Raw genomic sequence first — 21381 nt, 5'->3', positions numbered from 1 at the left:
CCCGGGCAATACACTATTGGCCCCCCGGCGTTTGTGCTGCGGGGGCCTGGGGGCATAAGCTTCGGCCCCAAAGATTCTTGTGATTATTTCAGGACAGCCATGACCAGCCAGTTCCCCCAAGCCCGTCCACGCCGCCTGCGCCGCTCCCCGGAGCTGCGTGGCCTGTTCCAGGAAACCGAGTTCACCCTCAACGACCTGGTGCTGCCGATTTTCGTTGAAGAAGAAATCGACGACTTCGTACCGATCACCAGCATGCCGGGCGTGCAGCGTATCCCTGAGAAGAAACTGGCCAGCGAGATCGAGCGCTACGCCCGCGCCGGCATCAAGTCGGTGATGACCTTCGGCGTGTCCCATCACCTGGACGCCAACGGCAGCGACACCTGGAAAGAACGCGGCCTGGTCTCGCGCATGTCCTCGATCATCAAGGACGCCGTGCCGGACATGATCGTGATGTCCGACACTTGCTTCTGCGAATACACCGACCACGGCCACTGCGGCGTCATGCACGGCGCCCACGTCGATAACGACGCGACCCTGGTCAACCTCGGCAAACAAGCCGTCGCCGCCGCCCGCGCCGGTGCCGATGTGATCGCCCCTTCGGCCGCAATGGACGGCCAGGTCCAGGCAATCCGCCGCGCCTTGGACGATGCCGGCTTCACCCACATCCCGATCATGGCCTACTCGACCAAATTCGCCTCGGCCCTCTACGGCCCCTTCCGCGAAGCCGGCGGCAGCGCCCTCAAGGGCGACCGCAAAAGCTACCAGATGAACCCGATGAACCGCCGCGAAGCCGTGCGCGAATCGCTGCTGGACGAACAGGAAGGCGCAGACGCGCTGATGGTCAAGCCAGCCGGCGCTTACCTCGACATCATCCGCGACATCCGCGAAGCCTCGCGCCTGCCGGTGGCGGCGTATCAGGTAAGCGGTGAATACGCGATGATCAAGTTCGGCGCCCAGGCGGGGGCGATTGATGAGGATCGCGTGGTGCGGGAGACGCTGGGTTCGATCAAGCGCGCCGGGGCGGATTTGATTTTCACGTACTTTGCGATGGATTTGGCGTTGGCGGGGATTTGAATTAGTGAATTAATACTGTGGCGGGGGAGTCTCCACAGTGTTACCGGAAAAAATAATTTAACTTTGGTTTGAAGTGTAAGGTCTGCTCAAGGATGAGTAGACATGTGTTAACCACGATACTCCGTCTTTCCATTCGCTAGGGTAGTAATAACAACAACCTAACTCGGAAATCAAAACATCGTAAAGCTCCTTTTCTGATTGAACGACAGATAACAAGTTTGTGAGTTCTTGCTTTACTTGAACTATTGTTGTCTCTGACGATTCGGTTATGAAATTTGCGATCACCTCGTCTGCGTTTTCGTGATCATCAACCCAATCCTGATTGAAATAGCCAGCCAGAAATTGCTGTAGTTCGGGATAGTTTTTATTCATGGGTTTGGGTATCCAGTGTGGATTCTATAGCCATCGGGCATGTTGGTGTCCCTACGGATGATAAGGTAAATTTCTCTTCCAGGTACCGTTGTCGTCTCACCTCTTTTCAAACTGGTCCCTACAGGGTTTTGAGTTCTCTCGATAATTACAATCTGATTGTCGTTTCCTCTGACGAACCTATCTATTTTAGCTTGATTGGTGGCTAGTACCTTTGATACTTCAGACTCGGCTGTTGCTCGGTCTGGGAAAGTAGAGGCTGTGGGGACATGTGGTTCACGGCTCAATCGCTCAGCAAGTTGTTGATCAGTTCTACCGACATGTTTTTCAATCAAGTGTCCGCCTGCTTTCTCATGTGTAGCTAACCCTCCCCCTGGAACGATTGCGCTATATGGGCCTTCAGGGCAATTTGTATTCTTGCAACTCAGACCGAGCGGATCTACCCACGCCGTAGGGTTTGGCACGTATTGGTACGCGTTGATCCCCCCCGCCAACTTCACCGGATCCGGTGTCAGGTAACGACCAATATCCGGATTGTAGTAGCGATGGCGGTTGTAGTGGAGGCCGCTTTCCTGGTCGAAGTACTGGCCCTGAAACCTTATTGGGTTGTCGACTTTTCCGGCATCAAGGCGGGAGATTTCACCGTAGGCACGGTAGTGGGCAGACCAGACAATTTCGCCGTCGGAATCGGTCAGTTCCTGCGGCGTGCCGAGGTGGTCGAGTTGGTAGTGGTAGGGCTTTACTGCTTTTTGGCCGAAGCCTTCAAGCAATGCTAGCGGCCTGAAACTATCCGGCTCGTAGAGATAGCTGCGATGCTGATCTGCGTGATGTTCGGCAACCAGCTTGTCACCTTGCCAGAAAAACTCCGTGGTGATGCCATCCACGGTTTTGCTGATACGCCGCCCAAACGGGTCATAGCGATAGCTGGCAGTTTGGCCGTTGGGTTGGGTGATGCCGATCAGCCGATGCTGGCAGTCGTAACGGTATTCAGTGACCCGTGCATGGCCTTTGCCACGCCGCTCGCGGATCAGGTTGCCGAACGCATCGTAGTCATAGTGGTTATCACCCTGACTCATCAAACGATTACCCGCCACGATGTCCGGGCCGGGGCGGTCGTGCATCAGCAGGTTGCCCGCCGGGTCGTGGCCGAAACGTTCTTGCACGTCCTGGGAATGGTTGGCGCGGGTGAGGCGGTTTAGCGGATCGTAGTGGTAGTGGTGTTCGCCTTTGCGGGTATCCAGCAGGCGAGTGAGGTTGCCGGATTTGTCGTAGTCGTACTGGCGTTGGAAAAGGTAATGGTCCTGCTGCGTGACCGCGTGGGCGTGCAGGCGCTGTTGGTCGTCGTAGTGGTAATGACTGAGGAGTTGGCCTTGTTGGCGTTGGTGTTCCTGGCCGGATTTGAACAAGTGAGAGGTGAGGGTTTTGCCATTTAGCTCGACGGTAGAGAGATGGCCGCCCTTGGCGTGGTTGAAAACGACGCGGTTGTTATCAGGCAGGCGCAGCTTTTGAAGTTGGCCGCAGGCGTCGTAGCCATAGCGCAAGGTGCCCCAGCCTTGGTGCTCGGCGGTGAGGCGGTTTTGCGCGTCGTATTCGTAGGCGAGAAACCAGTGGCTATCGTCGACGCTTAGGAGATTGCCTTGGCGGTCGTACGTATAGTCGACGGATTTCCCATCGGGAAGGATTTTTCGTACCAGCCGCCCGGCATGATCCCGCTCGTAGCGGGTGACTAACTGACTGCCGTCATCGCCATGTTCGGTCTTTTCTTGCAGGTTGCCATTGAGGTCATAAACATAGGCCGTACGCTGACCGTCGAACCCAATCTCCTGCTGGATCAGCCCATTGGAGTGGTAATCCAGCCGATAGATTTCGCCAACTTCGTTCTCGATTTCAGTCAGCAACAAACGCACATTGTCGTAACGGTATTTAACCTGGCTGCCATCGGCATTAATGCGACGACTGATGAGGTGCAACCCATCCGCATATTCGTAACGGGTGACGTTCCCTAACTCGTCCCGTTCAGCAGTGATTTTTCCGTAAGCGTTGTAGCCGTATTCCCGGCAAGCCCCACCCGGAAGAACCACCCGAACCAAGCGCCCAACGCCATCCCACTGATACTGAGTCAGCGCGCCATGTTTGTCTTCGCGGGCAACCTGCCGCCCCAGATCGTCATAGCGATAACGCTTGATCCCACCATTCGGCAGCTGTTCTTCAACTAGCTGCCCACGCTCATTCCACACCAGCCGCTGGCGGCTGTGATCGGGATACCAAACCCCAATCAGCTGCCCGTATTTGTTGTACGTGTAGTCGGTGATATGCCCATCAGGATTGATCCTGCGCGTGACATCGCCCTGATCATTGCGCTCATATTTCCAGACCGCTTCACCCCGCCGTACCACCCGTACGAAGCCGTTGTCATGCTCGTAGGACGTTGGCTCATCGTCCCCCGGAAACAGCGCCACCAAACGCCCGGCTTCGTCATATTGATACGCCGTCACTGCCCCGAGCGGATCTTGCTCAACCGTCAGGCGGCCCTTGTCGTCGTAGGATTTGAAGTGCTGGGCACCGTCCGGATCGACGCGCTGCACCAGCCGCGCACGCGAGTCATGCACATAGATTTCCTGACTGCCATCGGCGTTAAACACCGTGACGCGGCCTTCGTCATCCCAGGCATACCGCGTGTCCATCTGGGAAAAACTCGCCCAATGCCGGACACATCGCGCGGCCTTGCCGGACCTTTCCCACTCCCAGAAGAAACTCGCGCCACCGGCCAATACGCGTTCAAGAATCACGTGCTGATCGTCGTACCGGTAAGTCTCGCTTTCGCCTACGGCATTGGTCGCTGAAACCAACCGTCCAAGTTCGTCATAGGCGTAGGAAACAACCGTCTGCTCAGTCACCCAGATGTAGGGCTCATGCCCCTTTGCCCGCTGAATCTGGTACTCAACCGCAACAATGCGATCTGACGAATAGCGCAAGAACAGCGAACGCCCAACACTGTTAGACACCCGCTCAATGCGCCCCGAATAGTCACGGGAAATGCGCAACCGGTTGTCATACGCGTCGCTGATGGCTGTCAGCAAACCGTTACGGAAATGGTAGAAACGCGACGCCTGCGCCAGCACCAACTCATCCGGCACCGAGCCCAAGTAGATCGCCGCTTCGGCCAGGCTATTGGTAATCGCCGGACGAGAAGACGAAGGCAAGGGCAGGGCAGTCGACCGGTTCTCATGATCGGTCCACACCACCGAATCTCCCGACACCTCCAACCGATGCGACAGCGAATGGCTCCAGCCAAACCCCAACCCGCAATCGATTTCCACCGCACTGGTGCGATACAGCCGCGTCCACTCGAACGGCAAAATCCCGTCCAGCGAACCATCAACTAACGTCAGCAATTCCTCCCCGGTAACCATCGACACCGGGCAGCCGTTGGTAGCGGTTTTATCTGCACTGGAAGCCACTGAGCCGTTCGGGTTCTTCCCCGAAACCGCCACATCATCCACACGCTCTTTCTGCTTCAGCGTCGCGTTCTGCCGCGCCTTCCAGCGCATTCGCATCGTGCCTTGCTTCAACCCACCGACCACCCCGCGAACCGCCACGGCCTTGTAGCGATCCACCGCCTGCATGAACTTCGTCAGAATCGCTAACAGCCCCCTGACAAACCCCACAGCCGCGTCAAGAATCTGCGCCCCATACCGGGCCAGCCGCACACCCAGATACGCCACACCCGCCGCCGGCAATGCAATGGTCAGCACCAGCGCAATCACCACATCAATCAACAACGACACCACCATCCCCGCTGCCACTTCGGCCAGCGCACTGGGCGGCAACGCGTCGAGCCACAGCATCGCCGTGCGCAACATCAGGAACAGCGCCGCCTCATCACTGGCCAGCAACATCGCCTGTTCCATGACCTTGGGCGCATCGGTCGCGATCTGCGCCAGGTTGGCCGCCTGGGCCCCGAGTTCTTCGACGAATTTCAGCGGATCGTCAAGCATCGCCTGCACGCGCTTGATGCTGTCCCATACCTCGCGAAGGGCGGCCCAACTGCCAGCGAGCAACCCGCTGCCAATCGCGCTGGCGGTCGATTGCTGCCAATAGGGTTTGAAATCCGTCCATTGGTCGCGAAGCCACTGCTCCAGGTCCGCCGTCAGCCCTGCGTAGGAGGCAAACAAGGCGTCCACCTGCTCCGCAGAAACGCCGCCCTGAACCCGCACCTGATAGCGCCCGCCCGCCGCGCAGAAGTGCGAGCCCTTACCGTGCTCATCGAGCATGATCACGCTGGAACTGCCGTCATCAAGCCCGATCACCTCGACCGGAATATCGCCAATCGGCACGTCATACACCGACTCGAACTGGCTCTCGATTTTCAACTCGCCGCCCGCCGGGCAACGGGCCACAGTCGAAAAATCGCCATCGGTCATGCTCACCGACTGCTGCGAATCCCCCACCCGCAACACCCGATCCATCCCCAGCAACGACGGCATATCCAACGCATGACTCGCCGAATCCAGCGCACCGGAATACCAGGCGTTCATCTGCTGGCGATACAGCGCCAGGCTCTGATGAAAACCATCTAGTTCATGTTCGATATGGGCAATGTGAGACGCGTTGATCATCCTTGACGGCTCCCAGCGAGAGCCGCGTGATCAAGCAACGCACTAAAACGAAAATCCATCGGCAATCCCTCGCGCTGTGTATTCAGGCGAGGGACTTTGCAGAGGTTCGTGGGATGGAGGAGTAGAGCTTATCCGGCGGTTACGTGGGAAATTTCGGCGCAGGCTGTTTCACAACAGGGCAGCAAGTTAGCGAACCCTGATTAGACTTACCGGTCGATATCTGCAATGCCTGGCCCGTCGTCACCCAAGGAAGCCCCATGCCCCTAAGCCGCCTGATTCTGTGCCTCACTCCCTTGCTGGTGCTGGCCGGTTGCTCCACTCCCCGCAGCGGCCCGCAGCAGCCAGAGCGCAGCGAAACCGAGGTGAAGGCGCAGATCGTGCGCCTGTTACCCGCAACGGTGGCGGACCGCAACGGCTGGGCCCAGGACATCTACACCGCCTTCGACACCCAGAAAATCTACCCCAGCACCGAAAACATCTGCGCCGTGTTGGCGGTCACCGAACAGGAATCCACCTACCAGGTCGACCCGGCCGTGCCGAACATGGGCAAGATCGCCCAGGACGAAATGCTGCGCCGCGCCGCCAAGGTGTATGTGCCTGCCGTGGTCGTGCGCACCACCCTGCAATTGCGCTCACCCACCGGCAAAACCTACGCCGAACGGCTGAACGCGGCGCGTACGGAGAAGGACCTCAGCGGCATCTTTGACGACTTCATCAGCATGGTGCCCCTGGGCAACACGTTGTTTGGCGGATTCAACCCGGTGCACACCGCTGGTCCCATGCAGGTCAGCATCGAGTTTGCGCAAAAGCAGGCACGGGGTTATCCCTACACCGTGGACGGCACCATCCGACGTGAAGTCTTCACCCGGCGTGGCGGTATGTACTTTGGCATCGCCCATTTGCTGGGTTATCCGGTGAATTACGATCAACCGCTGTACCGTTTCGCCGACTTCAATGCCGGTTGGTACGCCAGCCGCAATGCGGCGTTCCAGGCGGCGGTCAGCCGTGCTTCCGGCAAAGCGTTGGCGTTGGATGGGGATTTGATTCGCTACGGCTCATTGCTGCCCGGCACCACCGAGCTGGCGGTGCGTTCACTGGGGGCGAAGCTGGATATGCGCAACCCGAGCATCCGTAGCCAATTGGAGCAGGGTGGGCAGTTGGACTTCGAGGACACGACTGTCTACAAGCGCGTGTTCGCCCTGGCCGACAAAGCCGCCGGTAAACCGATGCCACGGGCGATTTTGCCGGGCATCGTGCTCAAGAGCCCGAAGATCACCCGCAACCTGACCACGGCGTGGTTTGCCCAGCGCGTGGATGAGCGTTATCAGCGTTGTATGAAGCGCTGATCAGCTGCGGCGTTTGACAAAACGGCGCCACAGCCACACCCACAACCACACCACCGGGAATGCCAGGATTACAAACGGCAACACATAGCTGGCGCGCTCCAAGGCGTCGGCGGTGCCGTTCACCAGGTTGTCGCCCAGGTTGCTGAACATGCGGCTGAACCGCGACGGTTGATTTGCACCGTCCGAGGAGCGGAAGTTCAGGGTCACGCGGTTGGTATCCAGCCGACGTTGTTGGTTGGCAGCGACTTGCGCCAGTTCTTGCAATTCGTTTTCGATGGCAGCCTGTTCCTTGCTCAAGGCGATCAGGTCGCTGACGGTGATGTTCTTGCGCTTGGCCAATTCATCCAGGCGTTGTTGCTGGGCTTGCAGGCGATCCTGGCGACGACGGACATCGGCGACGGCGTCGGCCAGGTCTTCGGCGGTGGTGATGCGTTGGCCGAGCTTTCCACCTTCGGCGGCCATGGCGACCATCGGCTCTACCCCGGTGGGGGCGATGCGCAGGATGATCTCGCCACCGTTGCCGTCTTCGGTGATGCCCAGGATATTACAGGCGCCAAAGCGTGCGGTTTCGCAGGCCTCGCGCGTGGCCTGCATGCGCGGCGCGAGCAGGGCGCCGGGCAGGGCCAGGGTCAGTTCATGCTCGTAAGCCAATTGCGCACCGGCCCGGCTTTGTTCGCCGTTGATGACTCGTGCGCGAGAGTGGTCTTTGGGGGAGCAACCTGCAACGGTCAGGGCTGCCAACAGGCACAAAAGATAGGGTTTTAGTTTGCCGTCCAGATGGCGCATTGCGGTTCCTTGGGGAAAATTGGACCGCGATTAAAGCGGGTCTGGTGGATTTAAGCAAAGCATTGGACTACCTGGGCGCGGTGCAGGTGGCGGGAAAGGTGGTGGCGCGGGCGAATGCGGTTTGTCAGCTTGCATGTGTGTCGCTGACACTCAGTCATCGGGGGCAAGCCCTAATGCCAGTCAGTTAAGAAGTAGCAAGTGTGAAAGTAACCTGTGGCGAGGGAGCTTGCTCCCGCTGGGCCGCGTAGCGGCCCCAAAGATGGGACTGCTGCGCAGTCCAGCGGGAGCAAGCTCCCTCGCCACAAGTACGGTGTTTGCCCTTAACTGACTGGCATTAGGTCAAGCCCCCTCCCACACAAGCCCGCTATCACATATGAACTGTGTTGTTTCAGAGGGAACGCATAAAGAAAAAGCCCGGTTTTCGTGGAACCGGGCCTTTTCCGTGTTGCTCTTTGGATCAGTTGCGTTCGAGGGCGAGGGCAACACCTTGGCCGCCACCGATGCACAGCGTCGCGAGGCCTTTCTTGGCATCGCGCTTGATCATTTCGTGCAGCAGGGTCACCAGTACACGGCAGCCTGACGCGCCAATCGGGTGGCCGATGGCAATGGCGCCGCCGTTGACGTTGACCTTGTCCGCGTCCCATTCCAGCTCTTTGCCCACCGCCAGGGATTGCGCAGCGAAGGCTTCGTTGGCTTCGATCAGGTCCAGGTCGGCCAGGCTCCAGCCGGCTTTGTCCAGGCAGCGGCGGGTGGCCGAGACCGGGCCGATGCCCATGATGGCCGGGTCAACACCGGCGTTGGCGTAGCTGGCGATACGCGCCAGTACCGGCAGGCCGAGCGCCTTGGCCTTGTCGGCACTCATCAGCAGCACCGCAGCGGCGCCGTCGTTGAGGCTGGAAGCGTTGCCGGCGGTGACGCTGCCGTCTTTCTTGAACGCGGGTTTGAGCTTGGCCAAGGACTCGGCAGTGGTGCCGGCACGGGGCTGTTCATCCACGGCGAAAGCCACGGGGTCGCCTTTGCGCTGGGGGATCAGGATCGGGGTGATCTCGTCGACAAAGCGCCCGGCCTCGATGGCGGCGGCGGCTTTTTGCTGAGACGCCGCAGCGAACGCGTCCTGGGCTTCACGGCTGATGCCGTACTTGTCCACCAGGTTTTCGGCGGTGATGCCCATGTGGTAGTCGTTGAACGCATCCCACAGGCCATCGGTGATCATGCTGTCGATCATCTTGGCGTGGCCCATGCGCAAACCGGTGCGCGCGGCTGGCAGCACGTAGGGCGCCAGGCTCATGTTCTCCATGCCGCCGGCGATGATCACCTCGGCATCGCCGCAGCGGATGGCCTGGGCGCCCAAGTGCAGGGCCTTGAGGCCGGAGCCGCAGACTTTGTTCAGGGTCAGGCTCGGCACCGCGTGAGGCAGGCCGGCGAGGATCGAGGCCTGGCGTGCCGGGTTCTGGCCGCTGCCTGCGGTGAGCACTTGGCCGAGGATCACTTCATCTACCAGGGCCGGGTCCAGGCCGGTCTGCTCCAGCAGGCGACGGATCACAGCAGCGCCCAATTCCGGTGCCGGGATATTCACCAGCGAACCCTGGAAGCTGCCCACGGCGGTGCGGGTAGCAGCAACAATCACGACGTCTTGCATGGAATCTGTCCTCACTGGAAGTGCATTTCTGGAACGTGGTCCGGGACGATCAGTTTACCGGCGGTCTTGCTCACAATCTCTTCAACGCTGACGCCAGGTGCGCGTTCCTTGAGGACAAAAGCGCCATTTTCGATTTCCAGGTACGCAAGGTCGGTCAACACGCGCTTGATGCAGTTGGCGCCAGTCAGCGGCAGGCTGCATTGGCTGAGCAACTTGGACTCACCGTCCTTGGACGCGTGGGTCATGATCACAATGATGTTTTCTGCGCCGGCCACCAGGTCCATCGCACCGCCCATGCCTTTGACCAGCTTGCCGGGGATCATCCACGAGGCGATGTTGCCCTGAACGTCCACTTCAAATGCGCCCAGCACGGTGAGGTCGACATGGCCGCCACGGATCATCGCGAAGGATTCGGCGGAAGAGAAGATCGACGCGCCGATACGGGCGGTGACGGTCTGCTTGCCGGCGTTGATCATGTCGGCATCGATGGTCTCTTCGGTGGGAAACGGTCCCATGCCCAGCAGGCCGTTTTCCGATTGCAGCATCACTTCCATGCCTTCGGGAATGTAGTTGGCCACCAGGGTCGGGATGCCGATGCCGAGGTTGACGTAGAAACCATCCTGCATTTCGCGGGCAACGCGTTGAGCCATTTGTTCGCGGGTAAGCGCCATGTTTGTGTCCTCTTATTGTTCGGGCTGGGGGCGGATTATTTGCGCACGGTGCGCTGTTCGATGCGCTTCTCGAACGTGCCGCAGATGATCCGGTCGACATAGATGCCAGGGGTGTGGATCTGCGCCGGGTCCAGCTCGCCCGGTTCGACGATTTCCTCAACTTCGACCACGGTGATCTTGCCGGCTGTGGCGGCCAGCGGGTTGAAGTTCTGGGCGGTGTGGCGGTAGATCACGTTGCCGAAGTGGTCGGCTTTCCAGCCTTTGACGATGGCGAAGTCGCCGGTGATGGATTCTTCCATCAAGTAGGGGCGACCGTTGAATTCGCGGGTCTCCTTACCTTCGGCCACTGGCGTGCCGACGCCGGTGGCGGTAAAGAACGCAGGGATGCCGGCACCGCCAGCGCGCATTTTTTCTGCCAGGGTGCCTTGGGGGGTCAGCACCACTTCGATTTCGCCGCTGAGCAGTTGCTTCTCGAACAGCGCATTTTCACCGACGTAGGAGGCGATCACCTTGCTGATCTGTTTTTCTTCCAGCAGCACGCCCAGTCCAAAACCGTCAACGCCGCAGTTGTTGGAAACCACGGTCAGGTCGCGGGTGCCTTTGCGCTTGATCTCGGCGATGAGGTTTTCCGGAATGCCGCACAGGCCAAAACCACCGGAGAGTACGGTCATGCCGTCTTCCAGACCTGCCAGCGCTTCTTCATAGGACGCCACGCGTTTATCGAAACCTGCCATATGCACCTCTTTTATTATGTGTGGGCCAGCCAATGAACCGAGTGTTGCGCCGACGGATTGATTTGTTAAGTTGTTTTTTAGGGTTGATTGATTTAGAAAACAGCATAGTCGCCTAACCGTCCGGAGCCGCTTCATGACAGTTAAACAGATGCGGGCCTTTCTCGCCGTGGCCCAGAGCTTGAGTTTTGCCGCCGCGTGCGAGCGTCTGCACCTTTCCCAGTCGGCGTTGAGCTTGACCATCAAGGGCTTGGAGGAGGGGCTGGGCGGGCGCCTGTTCAGCCGTAATACGCGCAACGTTGCGCTGACTCCTGAAGGTGAGTCCCTGTTACCCCTGGCCCGTCGATTGATTGCGGATTGGGACAACGCCGAGGATGAACTGCGCCAGCGCTTCACCCTTCAGCGTGGGCGGGTGACGGTGGCTGCGATGCCATCGTTTGCCGGCAACCTGCTGCCGCCGATCCTGAAGATTTTCCGTGAGCGCTACCCGCAGGTGAATGTGACGGTGCATGACTTGATCAATGAGCAGGTGCTGGAAATGGTGCGCGACCGTCAGGTGGAGTTGGGCGTGGCGTTTGAGCCGGCAGAAGGTTCCTCACTGGCTTTCACACCGTTGTACCTGGACCGCTTTGTCGCTGTGGTGCCCGGTGATTCATCGTTGGCGCAGCGTGCGGACATCGATTGGAAAACCCTGCTGGCGCAGCCATTTATCACGTTGCAACGGCCGTCTACGGTGCGGGTGATGCTGGAGGAGCACTTGGGTGCGTTGCAGGTGAAATTGCCGGTGGCGCTGGAGAGTCATCAATTGGCGACGGTGGGCAAGATGGTTGCCAGTGGCCTGGGTGTCAGCGCCGTACCCGCGTTGTGCGCCAGGCAGATGGCAGAGGCTGGCGCCCATTGCATCACGTTGCACGATCCGGTGATCGAGCGACCGATTGGGGTACTGACCAAGCCAGGGCATGAACTGTCGGCGGCGGCGCAAGTGCTGTTTGATATTTTTCGGGATGAAGCGGGGAAGGGCACGTTTCCAACCTTCTGAATACACCGCAAACAAGTGTGGGAGCTGGCTTGCCGGCGATTGCTATTTAATATTCAACAACAGTGTTGAACTTTAAACCGTTATCGCAGGCAAGCCAGCTCCCACATTGATCGAGTTGGTTTTAGTAGTAGCGGTCGATCACCTTAACTTGCGAACTGTCCTTGAAGGACGCCCAGGCAGTGTTAAGTGTGTCGAATACTTGCTCGATAAAGTTGCGATCAGCCGCGGCCTTCTTGCCGACATAACCCTGGCCACGGCGGTACACCTTAAGGCGCGCTGCCAGTTCACGGTTATTGCGGTCAAACTCGGCTTCTTGGGTATTGGGCTCCAGGCAGTCCATTTTGACTTCGCCCGATTTGCCAATCCACAGGATATGGTCGTCGAGTGTGTCTTTCTGCGCGGCGAACATCTCAGCCAATTCATCGATAGTTGGTTGGTTGTTCAGATTCATAGGTAAGCCCCTTGACCAGTTGGCGATCTATCAATTGATTCGTTAAGTACTAAGTTGTCTCCGGTTCCGAAAACCGGGCGTCAGCGACGGTCTGCCGAATACGGGCAGGGTCTTGAACCTGATGCATGTAGTCTTGCTGATGAACTGCTACGCAATGCTTTCATAACGAAGACAAGCCGCGTTTGAGCGCCTTGTACCGAACCTTGCGGGCCGGTCAGCTTCATCAATCTGCCTTGTGGGCAGTGCACATCCGGAAAAAACAGCTCGGCGGTCAGACGAGCTTGTTCAAAACGCTTGTTACCAACGCTCCCGATCCGGGAGACGTCTCGATAATGCAAGGACAAAAACGTTACGTCAACGGTTATGTAGTGATTATTTTTGGTCACTACATAAATTGCCGTGGGCGCGGGGAGATGCGGGTAAATGTGACTTGGGCGTCATTTTTTGGAGGGGGTGGTCGTAGTTTGCAAGTGGTAGATCCAACACGAAACCTATGTGGGAGGGGGCTTGCCCCCGATAGCAGTGTGTCATCCAGCCCATCTGTAACTGACACTTCGCAATCGGGGGCAAGCCCCCTCCCACATTTTGATTTTTGGTGTTTTGGCTATTGCAGGCGTTCTGCGAGTAACGGCAATAAACGTTCACACGACGCCTCAATCTTGACTTGCAACAACTCATCCCCCCGGGTCCTGCCCAGGTTGATGGCAATCACCGGCTTGCCTTGCTCCACCATCGCCTTGCACAAGCGAAACGCTGAGTAGGCCATCAAGGATGAGCCCACCACCAACAACCCTTCGGCCTGTTCTACCGCTGTCATCGCTTTGGCGGCGGTGGCGGGGGCCACGTTCTCACCAAAAAACACCACATCCGGCTTCAACCGTTGGCCGCTGCAATGGGGACAATGGGGCACCTGGAAGCGTTCTTCAAACGCCGGGTCCAACAGGGTATCGCCATCGGGAGCCTGCACGGCATCGACGCCCGCCAGGTAAGGGTTCTGGACTTCCATCAAGCGTTGAATCACATCGCGTGTACTGCGCAGCCCGCAATCCAGGCACAGCACCCGGTGCAGGCTGCCATGCAGCTCGATCACTTCGTGGCTTCCGGCCTGGTCATGCAAGGTGTCGACGTTTTGTGTAATCAGCCCGCTGATGCGTTGGCGTTGTTGCAACGCTGCCAACGCCAGGTGAGCCTGGTTTGGCTGGGCAATCCGCACCCTCGGCCATCCCAGCATTGCCCTGGCCCAATAACGGCGGCGTGCCTGCGGGGTGGCGAGGAACTCCTGGTACATCATCGGCGCCTTGCCTCGGCGTACACCTTCGCTGTCGCGGTAGTCGGGAATCCCGGATGACGTGCTGATCCCTGCACCGGTCAACACCAGGAAGCGTCGTTCGGCCATGGCCCGGTACAGGGTATCGAGGTGGTCTTCCTGATGTTCCAGGGTGTCGAGCATGGGTTCCCCTATTCGCCGCGAATGTATTGCTCCAGCTGTTTGATCAGGTCGGCCTGGTCGGCAATAGCCTCTTTCACCAAGTCGCCGATGGAGAGCAGGCCGATCAATTTGCCATCCTCAACCACGGGCAAATGACGCAGATGACTGTCGGTCATGATGTTCATGCACTCATCGACCTTCTTGTGGGTGTCGACAGTGATCACCGGAGTGCTCATGACTTCATCCACCCTGGTTGTCACCGACGAAAGACCTTTGAGGATGAGCTTACGTGCGTAATCACGTTCACTGATGATACCGACCACCACACCGTCTTTGACGACCGGCAAGGCCCAACGTTTTTCTCCGACATCCGTACCAGTGCCTCAAACACGGTGTGATCCGATTTGATGGTGTGGACGTCCTGGTTTTTTTGGTCCTTGGCTTTAAGCACTTGTGCGACGGTTTTCATGGCGGCCACTCCGGTGTTGTTGTTAGGAAGTCAGCAGGTCCCCTAAAGAATCCTAGACGGCCTGCGCCAGGGCAAGGTCCAAAGCGGCGTTAAACCCGTCGAAAAACGTCATTCGCCGGGTTTTTCCCATGATTACCCCGCTGTTGTCGGCTTTTTGCCGCGTTTTGGGCTGGCCGTGGTCTTGCGCGGGGCGCTCTTGCGTTTCTTTTTCCAGGGAGCAGCTCCTCGCCCGGCCGGGCTGGCGGGCCCGGTGATCGTCATGCGCATACCGTTGCAGCGTGCCACTTGCTTGCTCATCCAGGCCGCCTGCTTGGCGACAAACTCTTCCAGGCTCATTTCGCCACTTTGCACCATGTCCAACGCCTGTTCCCAGATCGCGGTGGTGCCGGGGTCGGCGATAGCGCGGGGCACGGCGTCGATCAGGCTGAATGCCGCCGGGGTCGCCGACAGCGCCTTGCCGTTCTTCACCAGGTAACCCCGGTCCAGCAAGCCCTGGATAATCCCGGCGCGGGTGGCCTCGGTGCCAATACCGGTGGTGTCCTTGAGCTTTTGCTTGAGCAGCGGGTCTTCCACCAGTTTGGCGACGTTTTTCATTGCCTTGATCAGGTCGCCCTCAGTGAAAGGCTTGGGCGGTTGCGTCCACAGGTCCTTGAGGTTGACCTTGGCCACCGCGTAATCCTGGCCTTGCACCAAGGTTGGCAAGGCTTGTGGGGCCGGGGCTTCACGGCCCTTGGTGGGCGCCAGGGCTTCGGGCAAGGCGCGCTTCCAGCCCGGTTCGATCACCACTTTGCCCACTGCCCGCAGCGCGTGCCCGGCGCAGTCGAAATCCGCCTGGGTGCGATCGTATTCGTGATTGGGCAGGAACTGCGCCAGGTAGCGCGCGCGAATCAGGGTGTAGACCGCGCGGTGCTTGCCGGTGAGTTGCCCGACGTCCTTGCCGGCGCCGGTGGGGATGATGCCGTGGTGGGCGCTGACCTTGGCGTCGTTCCAGGCCCGCGAGCGGCGTTGGGGATCAATATGCGGCATCAACGCGTTCACTGCCGTATCGGCGCGCCCCAGTGCGGCGAGGATCTTGGGGGCTTCACTGTGCTGGCTCACCGGCAGGTAGCCGCAATCGCTGCGCGGGTAGGTGATGACTTTGTGGGTCTCATAGAGTGACTGGGCGATATCCAGGGTTTCCTGGGCGCCGAGGCCGAGCTTCTTGGAGCAGATTTCTTGCAGGGTGCCGAGGTCGAAGGGCAGGGGCGCCACTTCGCGCATGCGTTCGGTGCGCAGCTTGACCAGTCGCGCACGGGCGGCGTGGGTCATGGCATCGGCGGCTTCACGAGCCAGTTGTGGGTTGAGGCAACGGCCTTGATCGTCGCAGGCATCTTCGGCGGCGCGCCATTGGGCGGTGAAGGTCATGTGGTCGTGGTGCAGGTCGACGTCAATCGCCCAATACGCCACTGGCACAAAGTCCGCGATGCTGCGGTCGCGGTCCACCACCAGGCGCAGGGTGGGCGTTTGCACGCGACCTACCGGCAACACCCCTTGATAACCGGACTGACGCCCAAGCAGGGTAAACAGCCGGCTCATGTTCATGCCGATCAGCCAATCGGCGCGGGAGCGGCCGAGGGCCGAGTGATACAGGCTAAAAGTGTCGGCGCCGGGCTTGAGGGCGGCCAGGGCCTTGCGGATGGAGGCATCGTCCAGCGCCGACAACCACAGGCGCTGGATCGGCCCGCGATAACGGCAATGCTCTACCAACTCACGGGCAATCATCTCGCCTTCGCGGTCAGCGTCGGTGGCGATCACCAGTTCCTGGGCTTCCCCCAGCAGGCGCTTGACGGCCTTGAACTGGCTGGCGGTCTTGGGTTTGACGCGCATCTTCCATTTGTCCGGGACGATGGGCAGGTCGGCCAGGACCCAGCGTTTGTATTTTTCGTCGTAGGCGTCGGGCGGAGCGGTTTCCAGCAGGTGGCCGATGCACCAGGTGACGGTGACCCCATTGCCCAACCAGCAGCCATCGCCCCGGCGACTGGCGCCGAGTACGGCCGCGATATCCTTGGCCTGGGAGGGTTTTTCACAGAGGTACAGCCGCATGGTCAGCCCATTCGTTACACAGTTGAATGGAGGGCAGCATGAGCAAAAGAACGGATTTGATCAATCTTTATCTGTATGGATATACAGCAATTTGTGAGTGCACCACAAAACAAGTGTGGGAGGGGGCTTGCCCCCGATTGCAAAGTGTCAGTCAAAAATTCCTCAACTGATACACCGCTATCGGGGGCAAGCCCCCTCCCACAGGGGATCTTCGGTGCCTGGAAGATCAGTTGTTATCGATATCGACGTGACGGGTCTCTTTAAGGCAAGCCATCCCCACCACCAGGCTCACTGCTGTCACCACCACCGGGTACCACAGGCCATAGAAGATATCCCCGGTGTACACCACCAGTGCAAACGATACCGTCGGCAGGAACCCGCCAAACCAGCCATTACCGATGTGATAGGGCAGGGACATCGAGGTGTAGCGGATCCGCGTCGGGAACAGTTCCACCATCAACGCCGCCAACGGGCCGTAGCACATGGCGGCAATCAGGATCAGCGCCACGATCAGCACCACCACCATGGTTTTATTCACTTGCGCCACATCGGCCGAGCTGGGGTAGCCCGCCAACGTCACCGCACCGCGCAGGGCCGCTTCGTCATAGCCGTCGATGCGCACTTCGCCGACGCTCACCTGCACCGGGCTGCCCGCTGGGGCCGCAGCGCTGCTATAAGGCAGGCCTTGCTTGACCAGGAAGGTCTTGACCTTGTCGCAGGGGCTGTCAAATTTCGCCTTGCCCACCGGGTCGAACTGGAAGGTGCAGGTGGCCGGGTCGGCCAGTACGGTGATCGGTGCCTGTTGGCTGGCCTGGTCCATCGCCGGGTTGGTGTAGTGCGCCAGGCTCTTGAAGATCGGGAAGTACAACACGGTCGCCAGCAGCAGGCCGAGCATCAGCACGGGTTTGCGCCCGACCTTGTCCGACAGCCAGCCGAAGAAGATAAAGAACGGTGCGCCAATCACCACGCTGATGATCAGCAGCATATTGGCCAGGGCCGGGTCCATTCTGAGGAACTGGGTGAGGAAGAACAGCACATAGAACTGCGCGGCGTAGAAGGTTACCGCCTGCCCGCCGTTGATGCTGAACAGCGCAATCAGCACCACTTTGAGGTTTTCCCACTTGCCGAACGAGTCACGGATCGGCGATTTGCTGGACTTGCCTTCCTCCTTCATTTTCAAGAAGGCTGGGGATTCATGCAGGCTCATGCGAATCCAGGTCGAGATGCCCAGCAGCACGATGGAAAACAGGAACGGAATACGCCAGCCCCACACTTCGAACTGGTCGCCAGTGAAGTAACGGCATGCCAGCACCACCAGCAGAGACAGCAGCAGGCCGAGGGTCGCGGTGGATTGAATCCAGCTGGTATGGAAGCCGCGTTTGCCCGGTGGCGCGTGTTCCGCCACATAGGTCGCCGCGCCGCCGTATTCGCCGCCCAGCGCCAGGCCTTGCAGCATGCGCAACACGATCAGGATGATCGGCGCCGCGATACCGATGCTGGCATAGGTCGGCAACAGCCCGACGCAGAACGTCGCCACGCCCATCAGGATAATGGTGACCAGGAAGGTGTACTTGCGCCCGATCATGTCGCCCAGGCGTCCGAACACCAACGCACCGAATGGCCGCACCACAAAGCCGGCCGCAAACGCCATCAAGGCAAAGATAAACGCCGTGGTGTCGTTGACCCCGGCGAAGAACTGCTTGCTGATAACGGCCGCCAGGGCGCCGTAGAGGAAAAAGTCATACCACTCGAACACCGTCCCCAGGGACGAGGCGAAGATGACTTTCTTTGAGTCGTTGCCGGCGCTCGCGTCTATGACCGAGCCCAAGGGTTGAGCATGTTCTGACATTGGGTAGCCCTCACAGTGATTATTTATTGTTGTTCCACTGTCGGCGCCGGTTTCGGCGCCGCTATTTCAACATCTTCCTTGTAGGAGCGAGCTTGCTCGCGAAAATCGCCAACGTTTACGCGGGAGACCTGGATGATCGCGTCGCCGATGCGTCTTTCGCGAGCAAGCTCGCTCCTACAGTAGTCGGCGAAAGGATCAGCTGCGCGGCTTTCTCCGCGATCATCAGCGTAGGTGAACACGTATTGCCGGACGTAATGCGCGGCATGACCGAGGCATCGGCGATCCGCAGGCCGGGCACGCCATGCACCCGCAGTTGGGCGTCGACCACGGCATCCTTGTCACTGCCCATGCGGCAGGTGCCCACCGGATGGAAGATCGTTGTGCCGATGCGCGCCGCTGCTTCCTGCAATTGCTCTTCGCTTTGCAGCGAGTCGCCGGGCAGGTATTCCACCGGCTTGAATTGGCTCAGGGCCGGCGCGGCGACAATGCGGCGCGTCAGGCGAATGGCATCGGCGGCCACGCGCAGATCTTCCGGGTGGCTGAGGTAGTTGGGCTGGATCAGTGGCGCATCCGCCGGGTTGGCCGAACGGATATCGATCCGCCCACGGCTTTGCGGACGCAAGTCGCAGACCGACGCGGTAAACGCGGGGAACCCATGCAGCGGCTCGCCGAAGCGCTCAAGGGATAGCGGTTGGACGTGGTATTCGAGGTTGGCCGAGGGCTGGTCCGGGCTGGAGCGCGCAAACGCGCCGAGCTGGCTGGGGGCCATCGACAACGGACCGCTGCGGTCATACAGGTAGCGCAGGCCCATGCCCATCTTGCCCCACAGGGTGCCGGCGATCTGGTTGAGGGTGCGGGCGTTTTCCAGCTTGTAGATCAGGCGCAGTTGCAGATGGTCTTGCAGGTTGCCGCCGACGCCCGGCAGTTCGTGCAGCACATTGATGCCCAGCGGCTTGAGCACGCTGGAGGGGCCGATGCCCGAGCGCTGTAAAATCCCTGGCGAGCCCACGGAACCGGCGCATAGAACGATTTCCTTGCGCGCCTTCCAGCTCACCGCTTGGCCCTGCTGGCGTGCAACGACCTGGGACGCGCGGCCGTCTTCCAGCAGCACGCGGTCCACCTCCACGTCGGTCAACACGGTGAGGTTGGGGCGCTGGCGCACAGGCTTGAGAAACGCCTTGGCCGCATTCCAGCGCACGCCGGCCTTTTGGTTGACCTGGAAGTAGCCGCAGCCTTCGTTATCGCCCTGGTTGAAATCATTGATGTTGGCGATACCGCTTTGCGCCGCTGCGTCACGAAACGCATCGAGGATCGGCCAGTGCAGGCGCTGTTGCTCGACGCGCCATTCGCCGCCGTCGCTGTGAAACTCGGAACCACCGGCAAAGTGGTTTTCGCTCTGCTTGAACAGCGGCAATACATCCTTCCAGGCCCAACCCTCGTTGCCTTCTGCTGCCCAGCCGTCGTAATCCCGGGCCTGGCCGCGCATATAGATCATGCCGTTGATGGACGAGCAGCCGCCCAGCACTTTACCGCGCGGGTAACTCAGCGCACGGCCTTGCAGGCCTTGTTGGGCTTCGGTTTTGAAGCACCAGTCGGTGCGCGGGTTGCCGATGCAGAACAGGTAGCCGACGGGGATATGGATCCAGGGATAGTTGTCGCGCCCGCCGGCTTCCAGCAGCAGCACGCGGTGGGCGGGGTTGGCGGACAGTCGATTGGCCAGCAGGCAGCCTGCGGGGCCGGCGCCTACGACGATGTAATCGTACTCAGCAGTTGCGATGGTCATTTAAGGTCTCGCTTGTTTTTCTTATTGGCTCCATCCTAGTTGTTAGTTTTCGTCTTAAAAATGTTAGTTTTTACCCAGCTGCTGTGCGTTTTTAAACAGCGAGGTCCAGGCTCACGCAATGGAGGCGTCATGTTCGACTGGAATGACCTGCGGTATTTTCTGGAACTGCAACGCAGCGGCCGCTTGCTCACCGCCGCGCAGCGCCTGAAAACCACCCACGCCACCGTGGCGCGGCATATCGAGGCCATCGAGAAGAGCCTGGGCACCGCGTTGTTTGTGCAGCATGCCCAGGGTTATGAGCTGACCCCCGCCGGCGAAGCCCTGCTCAAGCACGCCGAAGCCATGGAAAACGTCGCGCTGCTGGCCGAAGACGAACTCACTCACTCCGCTGCGCCCCTGGGCAAGATTCGACTAGGCGTCGCCGAAGGCTTGGGCGTGATGTTTCTCGCCAGCCGTATGGGTGGGTTGTTCGAACGCTATCCGGGGTTGGAAGTGGAACTGGTGGCCGTGCCGCGCTTTGTCAGCATCCTCAACCGTGAGGCCGAGATCAGTATTCACTTGGAACGCCCCAGCGTTGATCAACTGGTCACCCGCAAACTCACCGACTACCGCCTGGCGCTGTATGCCAGCCGCGCCTACCTCGACCGCACCCCGCCGATTGAAAAACGCGAGGACCTGGCGGTGCACGCGTGGATCGATTATGTGGATGACCTGTTGTTCAGCCAGGAACTGAAATTCCTCAGCAGCTTCTGCCGCAACCCTAAAGTGGTGTTCCACAGCACCAGCGTGATCGCCCAGCACCAGGCGGCCCGCTCGGGGTTGGGGATTGCGGTGTTGCCCTGTTTCATGGCGGCCGGCGATCCGGATTTGGTGGCGTTGCTGCCGGGGGAGAGCATCCAGCGCAGTTACTGGATCAGCTCGCGCAGGGAGCTGCACAAGTCGGTGCGGTTGAGGGTGTTGTGGGATTACGTGGTGGAATTGTGCGCGCGGGAGCAAAGTTTGCTCCTCGGCGAAATCTAACTGACTAAAACTGGCTCAAAACTG

Annotated in this window: 15 protein-coding genes and 1 pseudogene; 4 read left to right on the top strand and 12 right to left on the bottom strand. The window is 59.6% G+C overall.

All coding sequences use genetic code 11. The features are described 5' to 3' along the window. Positions 1 to 99 precede the first annotated feature (99 nt). Positions 100 to 1074: a porphobilinogen synthase gene (gene hemB / locus DYL61_RS06485; RefSeq protein WP_135307682.1), complete on the top strand. Its 975-nt coding sequence runs from the start codon at positions 100 to 102 to the stop codon at positions 1072 to 1074. 57 nt (positions 1075 to 1131) lie between these two features. Here hemB and DYL61_RS06480 read toward each other — a convergent pair whose 3' ends face one another. Continuing rightward, the gene (locus tag DYL61_RS06480) at positions 1132 to 1446 is read right to left on the bottom strand and encodes a contact-dependent growth inhibition system immunity protein (protein ID WP_135307681.1); all 315 of its coding nucleotides are present in this window, start codon (positions 1444 to 1446) and stop codon (positions 1132 to 1134) included. After that, complete coding sequence (locus DYL61_RS06475) at positions 1443 to 6062, bottom strand: RHS repeat-associated core domain-containing protein (protein WP_135307680.1); 4620 nt, start codon at positions 6060 to 6062, stop codon at positions 1443 to 1445. Before DYL61_RS06475 ends, DYL61_RS06480 begins: the two co-directional genes overlap by 4 nt. A gap of 257 nt (positions 6063 to 6319) precedes the next feature. On the opposite strand from DYL61_RS06475, the gene DYL61_RS06470 reads away from it, so the two are divergent. After that, a complete protein-coding gene (locus DYL61_RS06470; protein ID WP_135307679.1) occupies positions 6320 to 7408 on the top strand; it encodes a DUF1615 domain-containing protein in 1089 nt (362 codons plus the stop codon). On the opposite strand, the gene DYL61_RS06465 is transcribed toward DYL61_RS06470, so the two are convergent. The 4 genes from DYL61_RS06465 to DYL61_RS06450 form a co-directional block, all read right to left on the bottom strand. Further along, positions 7409 to 8194 (bottom strand): DUF4349 domain-containing protein, encoded by a 786-nt coding sequence (locus DYL61_RS06465; protein ID WP_135307678.1) that lies wholly within the window; start codon positions 8192 to 8194, stop codon positions 7409 to 7411. It abuts the gene before it with no gap. Positions 8195 to 8651: 457 nt separating this feature from the next. Further along, entirely contained in the window at positions 8652 to 9833 is a 1182-nt protein-coding gene (locus DYL61_RS06460) for an acetyl-CoA C-acetyltransferase (protein WP_135307677.1), read from the bottom strand. Positions 9834 to 9844: 11 nt separating this feature from the next. Next, positions 9845 to 10504, bottom strand: coding sequence for a CoA transferase subunit B (locus tag DYL61_RS06455; protein ID WP_003211625.1), 660 nt, complete (start codon positions 10502 to 10504; stop codon positions 9845 to 9847). 35 nt (positions 10505 to 10539) lie between these two features. Beyond that, positions 10540 to 11238, bottom strand: coding sequence for a CoA transferase subunit A (locus tag DYL61_RS06450; RefSeq protein ID WP_010211319.1), 699 nt, complete (start codon positions 11236 to 11238; stop codon positions 10540 to 10542). Positions 11239 to 11371: 133 nt separating this feature from the next. Between DYL61_RS06450 and DYL61_RS06445 the strand changes: the two genes are divergently transcribed. Continuing rightward, a complete protein-coding gene (locus DYL61_RS06445) occupies positions 11372 to 12274 on the top strand; it encodes a LysR family transcriptional regulator (protein WP_135307676.1) in 903 nt (300 codons plus the stop codon). 121 nt (positions 12275 to 12395) lie between these two features. Here DYL61_RS06445 and DYL61_RS06440 read toward each other — a convergent pair whose 3' ends face one another. The 6 genes and pseudogenes from DYL61_RS06440 to DYL61_RS06415 all read right to left on the bottom strand — a co-directional run bounded on the left by DYL61_RS06440 (position 12396) and on the right by DYL61_RS06415 (position 20337). Continuing rightward, positions 12396 to 12725 carry a hypothetical protein gene (locus tag DYL61_RS06440; protein ID WP_135307675.1) on the bottom strand — a complete coding sequence of 110 codons (330 nt, stop codon included), beginning with the start codon at positions 12723 to 12725 and terminating at the stop codon, positions 12396 to 12398. Positions 12726 to 13329: 604 nt separating this feature from the next. Then, a complete protein-coding gene (locus DYL61_RS06435) occupies positions 13330 to 14175 on the bottom strand; it encodes an NAD-dependent protein deacetylase (RefSeq protein ID WP_135307674.1) in 846 nt (281 codons plus the stop codon). 8 nt (positions 14176 to 14183) lie between these two features. Next, a pseudogene (locus tag DYL61_RS06430) lies at positions 14184 to 14623 on the bottom strand (CBS domain-containing protein). Positions 14624 to 14755: 132 nt separating this feature from the next. Then, positions 14756 to 16705 (bottom strand): DNA topoisomerase III, encoded by a 1950-nt coding sequence (locus tag DYL61_RS06425; RefSeq protein ID WP_135307673.1) that lies wholly within the window; start codon positions 16703 to 16705, stop codon positions 14756 to 14758. 226 nt (positions 16706 to 16931) lie between these two features. Next, entirely contained in the window at positions 16932 to 18554 is a 1623-nt protein-coding gene (locus DYL61_RS06420) for an MFS transporter (protein ID WP_135307672.1), read from the bottom strand. 115 nt (positions 18555 to 18669) lie between these two features. Continuing rightward, entirely contained in the window at positions 18670 to 20337 is a 1668-nt protein-coding gene (locus tag DYL61_RS06415) for a GMC family oxidoreductase (RefSeq protein WP_135307671.1), read from the bottom strand. A 129-nt stretch (positions 20338 to 20466) separates the two neighbouring features. Between DYL61_RS06415 and DYL61_RS06410 the strand changes: the two genes are divergently transcribed. Next, a complete protein-coding gene (locus DYL61_RS06410; RefSeq protein WP_135307670.1) occupies positions 20467 to 21357 on the top strand; it encodes a LysR family transcriptional regulator in 891 nt (296 codons plus the stop codon). The last annotated feature ends 24 nt before the right edge of the window (positions 21358 to 21381 follow it).

The organism is Pseudomonas nabeulensis (assembly GCF_004682045.1).
GTDB classification, from domain to species: domain Bacteria; phylum Pseudomonadota; class Gammaproteobacteria; order Pseudomonadales; family Pseudomonadaceae; genus Aquipseudomonas; species Aquipseudomonas nabeulensis.
The sequence above is the reverse complement of the archived record's forward strand: the minus strand, read 5'-3'. Positions and strand labels throughout refer to the sequence as shown.

What these genes read in the sequence shown, in the direction of transcription:
- hemB (WP_135307682.1), top strand. Translation starts at nt 100, where the DNA reads ATGACCAGCCAGTTCCCCCAAGCCCGTCCACGCCGCCTGCGCCGCTCC.
- DYL61_RS06480 (WP_135307681.1), bottom strand. Translation starts at nt 1,446, where the DNA reads ATGAATAAAAACTATCCCGAACTACAGCAATTTCTGGCTGGCTATTTC.
- DYL61_RS06420 (WP_135307672.1), bottom strand. Translation starts at nt 18,554, where the DNA reads ATGTCAGAACATGCTCAACCCTTGGGCTCGGTCATAGACGCGAGCGCC.
- DYL61_RS06465 (WP_135307678.1), bottom strand. Translation starts at nt 8,194, where the DNA reads ATGCGCCATCTGGACGGCAAACTAAAACCCTATCTTTTGTGCCTGTTG.
- DYL61_RS06460 (WP_135307677.1), bottom strand. Translation starts at nt 9,833, where the DNA reads ATGCAAGACGTCGTGATTGTTGCTGCTACCCGCACCGCCGTGGGCAGC.
- DYL61_RS06455 (WP_003211625.1), bottom strand. Translation starts at nt 10,504, where the DNA reads ATGGCGCTTACCCGCGAACAAATGGCTCAACGCGTTGCCCGCGAAATG.
- DYL61_RS06470 (WP_135307679.1), top strand. Translation starts at nt 6,320, where the DNA reads ATGCCCCTAAGCCGCCTGATTCTGTGCCTCACTCCCTTGCTGGTGCTG.
- DYL61_RS06410 (WP_135307670.1), top strand. Translation starts at nt 20,467, where the DNA reads ATGTTCGACTGGAATGACCTGCGGTATTTTCTGGAACTGCAACGCAGC.
- DYL61_RS06435 (WP_135307674.1), bottom strand. Translation starts at nt 14,175, where the DNA reads ATGCTCGACACCCTGGAACATCAGGAAGACCACCTCGATACCCTGTAC.
- DYL61_RS06475 (WP_135307680.1), bottom strand. Translation starts at nt 6,062, where the DNA reads ATGATCAACGCGTCTCACATTGCCCATATCGAACATGAACTAGATGGT.
- DYL61_RS06445 (WP_135307676.1), top strand. Translation starts at nt 11,372, where the DNA reads ATGACAGTTAAACAGATGCGGGCCTTTCTCGCCGTGGCCCAGAGCTTG.
- DYL61_RS06415 (WP_135307671.1), bottom strand. Translation starts at nt 20,337, where the DNA reads ATGACCATCGCAACTGCTGAGTACGATTACATCGTCGTAGGCGCCGGC.
- DYL61_RS06425 (WP_135307673.1), bottom strand. Translation starts at nt 16,705, where the DNA reads ATGCGGCTGTACCTCTGTGAAAAACCCTCCCAGGCCAAGGATATCGCG.
- DYL61_RS06440 (WP_135307675.1), bottom strand. Translation starts at nt 12,725, where the DNA reads ATGAATCTGAACAACCAACCAACTATCGATGAATTGGCTGAGATGTTC.
- DYL61_RS06450 (WP_010211319.1), bottom strand. Translation starts at nt 11,238, where the DNA reads ATGGCAGGTTTCGATAAACGCGTGGCGTCCTATGAAGAAGCGCTGGCA.